Source organism: Chitinophaga niabensis (assembly GCF_900129465.1).
GTDB lineage: Bacteria > Bacteroidota > Bacteroidia > Chitinophagales > Chitinophagaceae > Chitinophaga > Chitinophaga niabensis.
This window is the reverse complement of record NZ_FSRA01000002.1, coordinates 1273616-1288564: the sequence shown is the minus strand read 5'-3', so window position 1 is coordinate 1288564 and position 14949 is coordinate 1273616. Positions and strand designations below refer to the sequence as shown.

General features: G+C 44.6%; 12 protein-coding genes. 4 read left to right on the top strand and 8 right to left on the bottom strand.

Annotated elements, in window-relative coordinates; genetic code table 11:
- Nucleotides 1-63 precede the first annotated feature (63 nt).
- The gene (locus BUR42_RS22360; protein ID WP_074241811.1) at nt 64-672 is read right to left on the bottom strand and encodes a DUF5606 family protein; all 609 of its coding nucleotides are present in this window, start codon (nt 670-672) and stop codon (nt 64-66) included.
- 86 nt (nt 673-758) lie between these two features.
- A complete protein-coding gene (locus BUR42_RS22355) occupies nt 759-2417 on the bottom strand; it encodes a lamin tail domain-containing protein (protein ID WP_074241810.1) in 1659 nt (552 codons plus the stop codon).
- Nucleotides 2418-2514: 97 nt separating this feature from the next.
- Between BUR42_RS22355 and BUR42_RS22350 the strand changes: the two genes are divergently transcribed.
- Together BUR42_RS22350 and BUR42_RS29635 are read left to right on the top strand one after the other, a co-directional pair.
- Nucleotides 2515-3504, top strand: a complete 990-nt coding sequence (locus BUR42_RS22350; protein ID WP_074241809.1) for an aspartate-semialdehyde dehydrogenase — start codon at nt 2515-2517, stop codon at nt 3502-3504.
- Nucleotides 3505-3983: 479 nt separating this feature from the next.
- Nucleotides 3984-4235 carry a hypothetical protein gene (locus BUR42_RS29635; RefSeq protein WP_143197550.1) on the top strand — a complete coding sequence of 84 codons (252 nt, stop codon included), beginning with the start codon at nt 3984-3986 and terminating at the stop codon, nt 4233-4235.
- Nucleotides 4236-4371: 136 nt separating this feature from the next.
- Here the strand turns inward: BUR42_RS29635 and BUR42_RS22345 are convergent, their stop codons facing one another.
- From BUR42_RS22345 to uvrB, 4 genes are all read right to left on the bottom strand, one after another.
- Nucleotides 4372-5070, bottom strand: coding sequence for a DUF2461 domain-containing protein (locus BUR42_RS22345; protein ID WP_234979777.1), 699 nt, complete (start codon nt 5068-5070; stop codon nt 4372-4374).
- A gap of 131 nt (nt 5071-5201) precedes the next feature.
- On the bottom strand, nt 5202-6275 hold the full coding sequence (locus BUR42_RS22340; protein ID WP_074241807.1) for a porin: 1074 nt from the start codon (nt 6273-6275) through the stop codon (nt 5202-5204).
- A gap of 215 nt (nt 6276-6490) precedes the next feature.
- Nucleotides 6491-7870: an ammonium transporter gene (locus BUR42_RS22335; RefSeq protein WP_074241806.1), complete on the bottom strand. Its 1380-nt coding sequence runs from the start codon at nt 7868-7870 to the stop codon at nt 6491-6493.
- A 414-nt stretch (nt 7871-8284) separates the two neighbouring features.
- Nucleotides 8285-10333 (bottom strand): excinuclease ABC subunit UvrB, encoded by a 2049-nt coding sequence (uvrB, locus tag BUR42_RS22330; protein WP_074241805.1) that lies wholly within the window; start codon nt 10331-10333, stop codon nt 8285-8287.
- 129 nt (nt 10334-10462) lie between these two features.
- Here uvrB and BUR42_RS22325 point away from each other — a divergent pair, with 129 nt between their 5' ends.
- On the top strand, nt 10463-11263 hold the full coding sequence (locus BUR42_RS22325; protein WP_074241804.1) for a S1/P1 nuclease: 801 nt from the start codon (nt 10463-10465) through the stop codon (nt 11261-11263).
- Between the two features lie 206 nt (nt 11264-11469).
- On the opposite strand, the gene BUR42_RS22320 is transcribed toward BUR42_RS22325, so the two are convergent.
- Both BUR42_RS22320 and BUR42_RS22315 read right to left on the bottom strand, forming a co-directional pair.
- Nucleotides 11470-12393, bottom strand: coding sequence for a PfkB family carbohydrate kinase (locus BUR42_RS22320; protein WP_074241803.1), 924 nt, complete (start codon nt 12391-12393; stop codon nt 11470-11472).
- A gap of 52 nt (nt 12394-12445) precedes the next feature.
- Nucleotides 12446-13861 carry an MATE family efflux transporter gene (locus tag BUR42_RS22315; protein WP_074241802.1) on the bottom strand — a complete coding sequence of 472 codons (1416 nt, stop codon included), beginning with the start codon at nt 13859-13861 and terminating at the stop codon, nt 12446-12448.
- Between the two features lie 471 nt (nt 13862-14332).
- On the opposite strand from BUR42_RS22315, the gene BUR42_RS22310 reads away from it, so the two are divergent.
- A complete protein-coding gene (locus BUR42_RS22310) occupies nt 14333-14842 on the top strand; it encodes a hypothetical protein (protein WP_074241801.1) in 510 nt (169 codons plus the stop codon).
- The last annotated feature ends 107 nt before the right edge of the window (nt 14843-14949 follow it).

Genomic DNA, 14949 nt, shown 5'->3' with positions numbered 1-14949 from the left:
CACAAAAAAAAGATCCAAATCCGGTAAGGGGATTTGGATCTTTTATACTGGACGGGGAGAGGATTACTCTTCCGTTTTCTTCTTTTTAGCTGCCGCTTTTGGTTTTTTCTCTTCGCCCTCTGCATCAGCAGCCGCTGCTTTCTTAGCAGGTGCTTTCTTTTTAGGAGCCGCTTTCTCTTCTGCCGGCGCTTCTTCAGCAACCGCTTCCTTTTTGGCCTTTGCTTTTGGTTTGGCTTCCTCTGCAGGAGCTGCCTCTTCCGCTGCTTCCACTTCTTCCGTTTCTTCTTCAAACTTCAGCAGGTCATTGGTTTTGAGGATGGCATACCATTTTACCATCTTCTTCATATCACTTACATAAACACGGTCCTCATCAAATTCAGGGAACACGTTTTTAAAATAAGCTTTTACCGTCTGGTTATCTGCTTTGGCATCTGCAAGCGGAAATTTCGCTTCCTTGTCCTGCATAGCCTGGAAAACAGCTGCCAGGTTCACGTTATCGCCTGTGGTGAATACTTCAATGCTCTCCAATGGGGTAAAATTATGTACCCGGGAAGAAACGAAGCGTGTGCTCTTGTCTTCCAGCGATCTTACAATAGCGCCATCCTGTTTGCTGGCCAGCAATTGAAATAAACCGCCTAAACCGGTGACTGCAACAATTTCTCTGTACTGCATGAATTCATTTTTAAGAACGGCAAATATAAAAAATTAGCAATAGATATCACGCTGACAATTCTCAATTCTCCCGAAAATACCCGGATTTATGGGGTGCCGGCCAATACCAGCGGGAGTTTCAGGGTGTTTATCCTTCCTTGCATATTAAAAATCCGTACAAAGATAACATAGATTCCCGGCCTTACCACCTCCCCGGTATCCGAAAGTCCGTCCCAGTTGATATTTCCCCTGTTCCCCAACAGCTGATTCCTTGCCAGGTGCCTCACAGTACGGCCTTCCGCATCAAATGCCATCACCTCAGCCACATAACCCGGAACGGGGAGCTCCCATTGCAGCTGTGCAATGTCCTGGTAGCCGTCGTTATTCGGACTGAACACGCGGGAAACAAGCTGAAAGCCTTCAACAGGGTTACCGGCAATTATTTGCTGGGAATTTGCATATCCCGGCGTAGCAGAACCAGCCGTGGCAGCGGCTGAATGCCAGTTTCCCGGATCCTGCGTATGTCCATCAGCCTGTACCCTTTCCAGGGAAATTCCCCTGGTGCCGGGTAAAATGCTCAAATGCCAGGCACGGTTATAATGAAGTATATCAATGATCCTGCCATCCCCCTTCATTAATAGAAGGGTACCCTCATCATCCGGTAAAGTAGGTAGAGAACCGATGGCCTGTAATTTACCCTTGCAGGCATAGGAACGGCACAATGCCGGGAGCTCAGTTGAAAAAGCCAGGTATTCTCCCGGTAATAATAAGAAAGGGCCTTTTGCCAGCTGTACAGGCTGTTTGATAGCACCATCCGGACGAAGGGAGGCAAAGTAAAGGTTTTGCAGATCAATGGCTTTATTACTGCGGTTATAAAGCTCCGCAAAATCAGCTGCTCCTGCGGGCGGATCAAATAATACTTCATTAATGACCAGGTCTAAGCTATCGGCCTTTTCCGGAAGTGCATATGCAACCGGCACCGGTTGAGAGATCTCCCGGTTGTTACAATCCGTAATGCGGTTGGTTTGCAGTGAATAGATCTGCCCTTTTTCCAATGGCGCGTTTAATTCAACCAACACTATATTATACTGCACAGCAACACTTTTAAAGTGATCAAGGGCCCGCACGGCAGACAAACTATCTATTATCCCGGAAAAGTGTAGTTGCAGATGCAGCGGGTCAGTAACCGTGACCCTTAATAGTTCCGGCAGGGGAGGTTCTTTAATAGTACCTGCAACAGCATTATTTTTTCCCGGTGTGCCGCCCAACATAGCCACGGAAGCTTTCCAGTTTTCACTTCCTGCGCAGGGCCACCTGGTATCGATCATTTCCAGGCTCCATCCGCCATTTTCTTTAATGCTGCCCGCATACCAGTCTTTATGATAATCCACTGTATGGATCAATCGCCCGCTTTTATCATAAAGGGATAAGCGTTCACCCTCGTTTCCAAGGGAAAGAAAGCTACCGGCTGCAATGGCCGGAGAGAAAAAAGGAAGCGCCGTACGGGAACAGATCACCACCAGGCTATCCGGCTGCAAAATAAATGCAGGGAGGGTAATGGCCTGGCTGCTGTCCCTTAGCACCCAGCCGCCCAGGTTCACCGCAACGGCAGAAACATTCTTTAATTCAATGAATTCATAATCCGGTAAACCCACTGTGGGAGAAGGATCTGCGAGTATTTCGTGGATCAGCACGTCATATTGTGCAGGAATGGGATCACGCATAAAAAAAGCCGCCAGCAGCAGCGTACAAACAATGGCTTGCATAATAGAAGAATTTAATGAGTTAACAAACTGATTGAATATAAGGAAAGTCTTGCTTTTCTGTATTAATTTTGTGCTCTCTTAAAAATTAAGTTTAACAATGAAAGTAGCCGTAGTAGGTGCAACCGGACTGGTAGGCACCAAAATGTTGCAAGTATTGGCGGAAAGGAATTTCCCCTTAACGGAATTGATACCCGTAGCTTCTGAGAAATCTGTTGGTAAGGAAGTGATGTATAAGGGTAAGCCGTACAAGGTTGTGACCGCAGATACGGCTATTTCCATGAAACCGAACGTAGCCATTTTCTCTGCCGGTGGCAGCACCTCCCTGGAGTGGGCACCTAAATTTGCAGCAGCAGGTATCACCGTGATCGATAATTCTTCAGCCTGGCGGATGGACCCAACCAAAAAACTGGTGGTGCCGGAAGTGAATGCACATGCCTTAACACCGGAAGATAAGATCATTGCTAATCCTAACTGTTCCACCATTCAAATGGTATTGGTATTGGAGCCTTTACATAAGAAGTATGGTATTCAACGGGTAGTGGTATCTACTTATCAATCTGTTACAGGCACAGGTGTAAAAGCAGTAGATCAGTTAATGAACGAACGTAAAGGTATTGAAGGTGTTATGGCTTATCCTTACCAGATAGACCTCAATGTGATCCCGCAGATAGATGTATTCCTGGAAAATGGTTATACAAAAGAAGAAATGAAAATGGTGAAAGAAACCACCAAGATCATGGGAGATGATAAAGTGAAGGTTACTGCTACAACTGTTCGTATCCCTGTAATGGGCGGCCATAGCGAAAGTGTGAACATTGAGTTTGAAAAAGATTTCGATCTGGCTGAAGTGCGTAACATCTTAGCTGCAGCACCTGGAGTGATCGTTGTAGATGATCCATCTAAAAGCCTGTATCCCATGCCAAAAGATGCGCATGATAAGGATGATGTATTTGTAGGTCGTATCCGCAGGGACGAAACACAGGATAACACGTTAAATCTCTGGATAGTTGCAGACAACTTAAGGAAGGGTGCAGCGACCAATGCTGTACAAATTGCGGAGTACTTAGCAAAAAAGAACTGGCTATAAAGAGTTTATAAAAAATTGTTTTTGAAGGGGCGATCTATGTTATAACATAGGTTGTCCCTTTTTAATTAATGATTATTCTCTTGTTCTTCAATCACTTATCCCTATTGATTTTCCTCCGCTTATTATAAATAATTATTTATGTCTCACATAACGTTACCATGCTTCTCTTATTCTCAATGATTTATAAAGTTGACTATTTGGAATTTGATTTTTTTAATGTAAATTCACTTCCCCGTTAAACCACGACGTGGGTTATACGAATGATCTGTTTTATTTAGAGCAACTGAGAGAGTGCCTACTGGCCTGCGTTTTATCACATAAAACAAAACTGTAAAAAAAGTAAGGGTAAAAACTACACAGAAGTAGTATTGATATGTGAAGGATATACGTCAACTTTGATATTACAATCCTATGCTAATAAATTCTTTATCGTTTTTTTCGATGACAACTAAACTATCAAACTAAACACCCTTATTCCTATGAAAACCAACACGAACCGTGAACTTTTGTTAATGCACAAGTTTACAGAAGAGTGGAGCACAAATTTTTCCTCACAGGTGTCTCGTATCATGAACATCGTTGATCAGAAAGATACACTCGATGGCATTATCCCTATCATTGAAGTAGCAAACGTTTATAACCAGCGCTTTGCACAAACAAGAGTAGACAAAGAAAACCTTTTGAAAAACCGTAAATCCCGTCCGTTTGAGTTTTTGATACACAAGAATTGATTTACTGTTATCATCCGGCAGCATGCAACTTTGCACAACGATTGAATACGTTAGGCGGGTTAGCATCATGCACAATGAAAAACCCTAGTTGCCGGAAGAATTCCGGTAACTAGTCAAGTGAAGGGCAGTTGTTTTCTTATTCGTCCTGAGCGCTGTTGAGGAATTGAATGAATGGTTGCATGACAGCAAAGGTCCGCAGGACCTCACGCACTAAAGTAGGTTGCGTAGCTGCTTCATCCGTTACATGATTGCTGACAATAAAGCTCTTCAATTTGATATAGGCAATAGCCGGATTATCTTCATGATACCCCTGTGGCGCTGTTTTAAGCGAATCCCCATTTACCTTACCAAATACGCGAATGAATTCTTTCTGCCCCACTATGCGCTGAAAGTCGGCGAAGTTGTAGTCTATCTCTTGTCTTATCTTTTTAATGATCGGCCCTTCCGGCATCCAGAGGCCGCCACCAACAAAGCTATTTCCACCCGGCTCCAGGTGGAAGTAATATCCCGCATACGGACTCTTTTTGCCTCCTTTGGCAAAAGATGCGCCCATATTGGCTTTATAAGGCGTTTTGTCTTTAGAGAACCTTACATCTTTATAGATCCGGAAAACGCAGTCTTTTACCTGCAACCCTTCTATTCCCGGGTCAACACGGGCCAGGCCATCTATGATCTGTTGTACCAGGCTCTCGAAGTCTTCCTTTGCCTGCTGATAATTGGCCTTATTATCATCAAACCAGGCTTTATTGTTGTTCAGCCTGAGGTCCTTCAGGAATTTCAATGTGGAACGTTGTAGCATATACTTATACCCTCTTTCAGGGGGGATAAGATACAAAAACTCCTGTTTGCCAAAGGGATTTTTTCCCAAGGCAAACAGGAGCTTCAAAATAGGGGGCCGGTTAAGATAACCGGCCCCACAAGCATAATGGTTTGGTTAAACCTTCTTATATGAGCCAGTGTTTAGATTTAGAACTTGTAAATCGCTGCCAGTGATACACTTGCAGATGATTTTTTAGGCGCATCATCCTTATCGTGGAAGATGCCTTCCTTGTTACCCTGGTCCAAACGAACCTCAGGGATCAGTGTAAAACCACCTATCCTGTAATTACCGGATAAGGTGAAGGAAACCACACTGCCGCCTTCGGGGAATTCTGTAGGATCAGTATAAACCTTCAGACCATCTTTATCGCTGAAGTATTCACCACGGAGGCTCAGACCAAAGCTTTCAGAAGGATCATAGTTCAGGTACAATGCAGAGCCAAACCAGTTGGTAGCATCGGTTTTAGCAGGTTTGTTCTTGTAAGTGCTGTAAGTACCGTTGTAGCCGATTCCGAACTTAGGTGCTACCTGGTAACTGAGTACCAGGTCCACCTGGTCATTACGCGTTTGGAAAGTATCCAGTCCGCCGATGTAGTTCAGATAAGCTTTGAAAGGTACGCTGGCAGAAGCAAAACCATATTGTGCACCAATGTACTTGATACCTTCATGGCCATCCCATGCAGCTTTAAGATCTGTTGGATTGAAAACGCCGATCATCAGGTTGTGCTCTCCAAAGGTCAGATCAGCTTTAGCACCGGTATGAAAAAAGGGTCCATAGGAAAACATGTAGGACATGCTGTAATTTCTGTTTGCATATGCATCCACCAGTTCGTAACCAACGTGTGTGGCAAAACTACCCATGGTGAACTTCAACCAGGAAGTTGGTGCATATGAAATATATAATTGCTTTATCGCGAGGCGCGTTTTTTCGTCATTATAAGAGAAATCTTCTGCTCTTTTTCCAAAGCCGATGTCCGCAACCAATCCTACATTCTTGAAAGTGCTTTCCAGTTTCAAAGACACCATACCTAATTCAAAAGAGTTGTGTGAGTTGGTAAAGCTCGTCTTATTATCTCCTTTGTTTTCATTAAAACCATACTTGTAATAAACATCAGCGTATCCGGATAATTTAAATCCTACTGGCAGCAAGCGTAAAGAATCCTGGGCAGAAGCGGACATAGCAATAAACATAGCCAGAAGGGCAAATAAACTTTTTCTCATTAGGCGAGAGTTTTTGGTTAATAAAAATGATAAGGGTTTTGTGTGGCGCTTTTATTGTTGAGGTGCTGATGTTGTATGGACAAATTTGCTAATTGGCAGGCAATAGGGAGCCGGATCGTTTAATCACCACGGCGGTTTCCCGCATTTACGGCTGGCGCCGTGGTGATAAACAAATACTTACTAATCCGGATCAAACAATTATTAACTAGGTGATATTATCCGTGTTGTACAGGTTCTTCGGCTAATGAACCCTGACCATTGATGCTCAGGTTTTGTGGGTGATAGATCTCGTTGTGTTGTGTAACGTCCAGACCCAGTTCTTCTTCCTGTTCAGTTACGCGCAGCGGATGAATGAAGTTGATGAACTTGAAGATCAGCCAGGATACAACAAAGCTGTAAGTAACTACCAGCAACAGGCCCAGTACTTGTTTGTAGAACAGGTCAAAGTTACCGTAAGCCCAACCGTCGTTACCTGCAGGGTTGATCAGTTTGGAAGCAAACACGCCGGTCATCAGCATACCTACCATACCACCTACACCATGGCAGGGGAATACGTCCAATGTATCATCGATGGCAGATTTGTTCTTATAATGTACAACGATGTTAGAAACGATCGCAGCAATGAAACCAATGAAGAGGCTTTGTGGTACTCCAACGTATCCTGCAGCAGGTGTGATGGCAACAAGACCAACAACCGCACCGATACAGAATCCAAGTACAGATGGTTTTCTACCGCGGATCACATCAAAGAAGATCCAGGAAAGACCGGCAGCAGCGGCAGCTGTATTGGTAGCAGCGAAAGCTGTTACAGCCAAACCGTTAGCAGCAAGAGAAGAACCTGCGTTGAAGCCGAACCAGCCAAACCACAGCAAACCGGTACCGATCAATACGAAAGGAATGTTTGCAGGTTGCAGTTCTTTTTTAGCAATGTGGTCTTTACGGCGTCTTAAAACCAGCGCACCGGCAAGAGCAGCACAACCAGCAGAAATATGTACAACAGTACCACCGGCAAAGTCAAGTACACCCAATTTAAAGAGGATGCCGTCTGCATGCCAGGTCCAGTGTGCAATTGGTGCATATACCAACAGGCTGAACAGTACCATGAATAATACATAAGATGTGAAGCGGATCCGCTCAGCAACCGCACCCACAACAAGGGCAGGAGTGATCACAGCGAATTTCAGCTGGAACAAAGCGAATAATAAAATGGGAATAGTGCCCCATGGTCCGCCTGAACCTACACCATTAAAGAAGAAATAAGTAGTAGGGTCACCAATGATCCCTCCTTTAGAAGTTCCGAATGCAAGGCTGAAACCAACAACCACCCAGATAATACTGATGAGGCCGGTTGCAATAAAGCTTTGCATCATAGTGGAGATCACATTCTTCTTGTTTACCATTCCTCCGTAGAAGAAGGATAAACCCGGGGTCATCAAAAATACCAAAGTGGTAGCCACTAAAACCCAGGCAACATCTGCTGCATTATACTTGCTGGCATCGGCAAATGTTGGAGCTGTAGGTAAAAAAATGCCAATTACTGCCAGCGCAGCTAAAAATATAAATGGCAGATAATCCTGAATCGAAATTTTCTTCATAGCGTATCATTTTAAATTTCGAAATAAAAGTAGGCAGATGCTTTAAAAGTTCAAATAGAAGGCCCTAAAAATGGAAATATTCGAAAAAATGACGAAATATGAGGCGCCGAATACAATCACATTATAATTAATAAACATATTATAACGGTTTTTAGGAATATGAAGGAGTGTAACGGGGTAGGATAATGGGTATTAACAATTTGATAATGATTAAGTTACAAAAGTTTTAACAAAGAATTACGAAATTCTAATTTTTCAGGGGGCATGTTACACTGTAAATCTTACACTAAGCCTTCAAACATTTGACTGTAAAGGATTTAAATATTAAAAAGGATAACAGTGTTTGTTGAAAAACACCATTATCCTTTCAGTTATATTATAAATAATTCTATGTTGAGTTTGTTGTTTGAGCAACTATTTCCGCTTCATATTTTCCAGATCGTTCTGCATCGTAAACATTTGGTCCCTTAACCTGGCCGCTTCCATAAAATCCAGGTCTTTTGCCGCCTTTTCCATATTCTTCCGCACCTTGCCGATCTCCTTTTCCATCTGTGGAATGCTCTTAATAGTATCCTTGTTGTATCCTGCCGGGTCTTCTGTTACCAGCCCCATCGCATCCATCACTGCATAAGGAGAATTCTCATCAAAGTTCTTGATCTCCAGTACGGAAGTAGATCCCATGATCTGCTCCTTGGTTTTAAGTACAGTCATAGGCGTGATACCATATTTGGCATTATGCTCCCGCTGGCGTTGACGCCTCCTGTCTGTTTCATCCATTGTACGGCGCATACTATCTGTGATCTTATCTGCATAGAAGATCACCAGGCCATCCACATTCCGTGCTGCCCGTCCCGCTGTTTGCGTAAGGGAGCGTTCATCCCGCAGAAAACCTTCCTTGTCTGCATCCAGTATAGCCACCAACGATACCTCCGGCAGATCAAGCCCTTCCCTTAACAGGTTCACTCCCACTACCACATCTATATTACCTAAGCGCAGGTCCCTTAAGATCTCTACCCGCTCCAATGTATCCACTTCTGAGTGAATGTAACGGCTCTTAATATTAATACGGTGCAGGTACTTGTCCATCTCCTCTGCCATTTTCTTGGTCAGCGTAGTCACCAGCACCCGGTCTCCTTTTAATATACGTTTATCTATTTCATCCAGCAGGTCATCCACCTGGTTCTTACTGGGCCGGATCTCAATGGGAGGATCTAATAACCCTGTCGGCCGTACGATCTGTTCCACCACCACACCTTCTGTTTGCTTTAGTTCGTATTCTCCCGGTGTGGCACTTACAAAAACCACCTGGTTCAACAGGTTCTCAAACTCATTGAAATTAAGCGGCCGGTTGTCCAGCGCAGAGGGTAAACGGAATCCATAATCCACCAGCGTGAGTTTACGGGAACGGTCTCCGCCATACATCCCGCTTACCTGTGGAATGGTGGCATGGCTTTCATCTATCACCAGCAGGAAGTCTTTCGGGAAATAATCCAGTAAACAGAATGGGCGCATACCAGGCTTCCGCCTGTCCAGGAAGCGGGAGTAGTTTTCAATACCACTGCAATAACCCAGCTCCCGGATCATTTCCACATCATAATTAACGCGTTCGGATAAACGCTGTGCTTCTATGAGTTTGCCGTTCTTTTTAAAATATTCCACCTGTGCCTGCATTTCATCCTGGATCTCATGGAGGATCTGCACCATCATGTCCTTAGGTGCTATATAAAGATTGGCCGGGAAGATCGCTGCGGTATCCAATGTCATGATCCGTTTTCCGTTGCTCACATCAAAGCTCTCGATCTCTTCTATCTCATCTCCAAAGAAAGTAATGCGGTATCCATAATCCACGTAAGGCAGATTGATATCCACCGTATCTCCCTGCACCCGGAAATTACTCCGGTTGAAATCTCCGGTGGTCCTGGAATAGAGGGCATTCACCAGCCCATGTAATAAGGTGTTCCGGCCAATGGTCATTCCTTTATGGATCCGGATGATCCCGTTCTCAAAATCGGTAGGGTTACCCATACCATATATACAGGATACACTGGCTACCACTATAATGTCCCTTCTGCCGGATAAAAGGTTGGAGGTGGCACGGAGCCTTAATTTATCCAACTCTTCATTAATGGCAAGGTCCTTTTCTATATAAGTATCACTCACCGGCATATACGCTTCCGGCTGATAATAATCGTAGTAACTTACAAAATACTCTACCGCATTGTCCGGAAAGAACTGGCGGAGTTCTCCGTACAATTGTGCAACGAGGGTTTTATTATGGGTAAGTACCAGGGTAGGCTTCTGGGTATTCTGTATAACGTTCGCCATAGTGAACGTTTTACCCGAACCGGTAACCCCCAGCAAAGTCTGGAAACGCTCTCCGTCCTGTATCCCTTCTGTAAGTAAACGGATCGCATTGGGTTGGTCGCCTGCTGGTTTATATGGTGCTTGGAGCTTAAAAGGCATAATTGTTTCGGATTGGTGATCGGGTTCACGAATTTCGGCTTTTAGCAGGTAAAGACCTTGTTAAAATTTTACAATAAAGTCATTTTACAATCCGACATTCGGGTATCAAAATTCGACAAATAGTTTAACATGAAAAAGCTCCTTTTAAGCGTTCTGACAACAACGCTATTGCTCTCCGGCATCCAACCCGTTAAAGCCTGGGGCCCTGTTGGCCACAGGGTAGTAGGAGAGATCGCCTCCTGGCACCTGACCCCTAAAGCCCAACTCGCCATCCGGAACATCATAGGTAACGAAACCCTTGCCATGATCTCCAACTGGCCGGACTTCATTAAATCAGATACTACCAACCTGTACAAACATACCTCGCCCTGGCATTACCTCGATTTTCCAGGTCACTGTTCCCGCCAGGAATTCGACAAATTGGTTAGTGAGGCTAAAGGAGAAAATCTCTATACTTCCATCCTTGCCATGATCAAAGAACTGAAAGATCCTGCCACTCCCAAAGCCCGGAAAAGGTTCGCCCTCAGCTTCCTCGTACACATGATCGGAGACCTCCACCAACCGCTGCATGTGGGTAGAGATGAAGATCAGGGTGGAAATAAGGTCAATGTGACATGGTTTGACCGCCCTACCAACCTCCACCGGGTATGGGACGAACATTTAATTGACTTTCAACAATATAGCTACACAGAATATGCCCAAAATCTAAATCGTGTAGTTACCACACAAAATAAAAAAGCCTACCAAATGGGGGCAATTACAGACTGGATGTGGGAATCTCACCTGCTTTCTGACAAAGTGTACGACCGTACCCCCGATGGTGAAAAACTCAGCTACCGGTACAATTATATCTTCGTGGATGACCTCAACGGTCAGCTCACAAAAGGGGGTATCCGCCTCGCAAAAGTGCTGAACGACATCTTTAAATGATTGTCATGCTGCATGGTGAAAGTTTAGAATATGTAAACGTATTCTTTAGCTTCAGATAGGTTTCACATAGGGTTGACATAGGCTCAACATAGGGTAAAGGTTATACTATCCTTCTCTTCACATAGGCTCAAGGTTCGATATTCCTATAACTAAAAAAGGACCGTCCTTCACAGGACGGTCCTTTTTTCTATAATAATATACTGGCACTATACCAGGTCAATATCAAAGTTCACCAGTTCCACGAATTGCTCCAGCCTTGCAGAGATATCTTCTTTGGAGATCTCCCTTAAACGGGCAGCACCAAATTTCTCCACGCAGAAAGAAGCCATTGCTGAACCAACGATGATCGCCGTCTTCATGTTCTCGAAGGAAATGTCCTTCGTTTTAGCCAGGTGGCCAATGAAACCGCCGGCGAAAGTATCCCCTGCACCGGTTGGGTCAAATACATCTTCCAATGGGAGAGCGGGTGCAAAGAACACATGGTTTTCATGGAAAAGCAATGCGCCATGTTCACCTTTCTTGATCACCAGGTAACGGGGACCCATGGTCAGGATCTTCTTAGCCGCTTTCACCAGGGAGAACTCACCGGTCAGCTGACGGGCTTCGCTGTCATTCACTACCAGTACATCTACCAATTTAATGGTCTTCAACAGGTCCTCCAGGGCAATGTCCATCCAGAAGTTCATGGTGTCCATTACAATCAGTTTCGGACGGGGGCTGAGCTGATTGATCACGCTCATCTGTACCTGCGGGCTCAGATTACCGAGGATCAGGAATTCGCTTCCCTGGTAGCTGGCCGGGATAACGGGTTCAAAATCTGCCAGTACGTTCAGCTCTGTAACCAGTGTATCACGGGAGTTCATATCCAGGTGGTATTTACCAGCCCAGTAGAAAGATTTTTCGTCTTTCTTCACCTGTACACCATCTAATGCAACCCCTCTTTTAGTGAGTGCATCCAGTTCAGACTGCGGGAAATCGCCCCCGATCACAGAAACCTGGTTTACTGGTTGTACAAAGTTTGATGCAGCCCAGGCAATATAAGAAGCTGATCCGCCTACGATTTTATCCGATTTACCAAAGGGCGTTTCGATATCATCGAAAGCCATGGTGCCAACTACGGTAAGAGACATGTAATGAATTAATTAAAGGTTGAAAAACGCAGCAAATGTAAGCAATTAGCTACTAAACCTTTACTTTCTTCCATTTCCCCTTCCGGAATATGATCACCGCCATGGTAGCGATTATTGACTCTGCAATGAAGATAGCCCAGAAAACCCCTGTAGGCCCCCATTTCAATGGAATGGCCAGGAACCAGGCCAGGGGTATCTGTATCACCCAGAAGCCTATTAAATTAATAATGGTAGGTGTTCTGGTATCTCCGGCCCCATTGAAAGATTGTGCCATCACCATCCCGAATGCATAAAAGATATACCCGAGACTGATCAGTCGCAGCCCTTCTATTCCGTAAGCCAGTACAGCCGGGTCTTTAGAGAAGAAGCTCAGCATCCAGGGTGCAAAGATGATGAACACAATGGACACGAAGCCCAGTATGATCATATTTAAATAAGCCGCCTTCCAGACGCTCTTCTCTGCCCGCTCTGGTTCTCCTGCTCCCAGGTTTTGCCCTACCAGGGTAGCAGCTGCATTTGCTACGCCCCATGCAGGAAGGATAGCAAACACAATGATGCGGATGGCAAAAGTATAACCTGCCAGCGCATCTTCTCCAAACTGGGAAATAATGCGGATCAGGAAGATCCAGCTGGCTGAACCGATCAGGAATTGCAAGGTACCACCGGAAGCCAGTTTGATCATCTTCGCAATGGTCTCCCATTCAGGACGGATATGCCGCCAGCTCACCTGGATAGTTCTTTTACCACTGAATAAATGGTATAACTGATAAGCCACGCCGGTACCACGGCCAATTGTTGTGGCTATCGCAGCACCTTCCAGTCCAAATGCAGGAACAGGCCCCAGTCCATATATAAACAGCGGACACAGGATGATGTTCAGGATATTGGCCAGCCATAAACTCCTCATAGCGATACTGGCCTCACCGGCACCACGGAAGATCCCGTTGATCAGGAAAAGCAGTACGATCACCAGGTTAGAGCCCATGGCTATTTGTGTGTACGTATGTCCTGAACGGATCATTTCTGCATCGGCTCCCATCAGTCCCAGGATCTCCCTGGAAAAGAGAATGCCGCAAATGCTCACGATCACAGAAAACCCCAGTGACAGGTAAAGTGCCTGTACCGCAGCTTTGGAAGCTCCTTCAGGATCTTTTTCTCCAATACGCCTGGCCACTACGGCAGTGGCAGCCATACTGATCCCAACGGCGATGGCATATATGAGGCTTAATACAGATTCTGTTAATCCTACAGTGGAAATAGCGGCCTTGCCTAATCTTCCCACAAAGAAAGCATCCACCAATGCGAATAACGATTCCATGGTCATTTCCAGCATCATGGGAATGGCCAGTAATATTAATGCCCGGTTGATACTCCCGGTTGTATAAACTTTTTCGTCTCCTTTCAGCGCTTCCTTAATTAATTGAAAAAGCCTGTATGTGCGCGACGTAACGTGCGTAATAGTTCGCATGTAGTAATGTTGATATTTAATAAATAGAATAAGGTGTAATGCACCAGGTTATAGCGCGATAGTTCGGGGAGGAGATCGTCAGCACGCAAATAGGCCGACGGTATTACATTTTCATATGCGTTGTATTGAAGGATACAAAGGTAATTGTTTCATTGATTTGGCCATTCGAAAAATTACAACGCCGTTTTATCCCTGCCGCATGCCGGACGAATTGGTTTCATCCTTAACAATAATTCCTAAAACCAATCGTTGCCGGAGATTGTTATTCAGGAGTATACAGGATAAATAAAAAAATTATTTCATAGTGAAACAAGCCATCACAGCCGGTTTCACCTATACTAACAGGGGTATTTGCAAAGAAATCGTTAAAATGTTTGTAACATTTTAAAACGATGCCCGTTTTACAAGCGTACCACAAACGGGAATACACTTTAACCTAATTTGAAAACAAGCTAATTTAAAACGGAAACCATGCTTATTAACAAAAACAAAGCTCTTTCACTGGGGCTTATCGCTACTGCTATCTTTGGAATTTCCCTCGCATCCTGCTCTGACGATGATCCTGCAAGAGTATTACGCAAAAAAGAAATCCCACTGAGAACGGCGACTGAAATCGGAGGTGGAACAGTGACCATTCAGGAAAGAACAGACAGTACTTTTGATCTGACCATTAAGATCAACAAAAGCACTAAAGACATCACTTACAAATTCAGCGTGATCAAAGGCGATACTGCTTTGCTCCGTACGCAAAATCCAACGCTGGAAGTTGGTTTAGACCTGGGTTCAGAGAAGAGCACCACTAATGATGCTGCTGTGATCAAAACCATTACGGTTAAGAAGATCAAACCTGCAACAGGTGATTCTGTTAAGTTTAACTACGATTCTCTGCTGAAGTACAGCTACTTTGCAAGAGTTCACTATGTAACCGCTGCTACACCTCCTGCTGATAGCAACGTTGCAAGAGCTAAGATCGGAAAATAAGCGTACTATTTTTTAGTTGATAGATGGAGAGGGCTGTTCTGCAATGCAGGGCAGCCTTTTTATTACCTTCTTTTTCATTAGATCGATCCAAAATAGTAGTAGCCGGC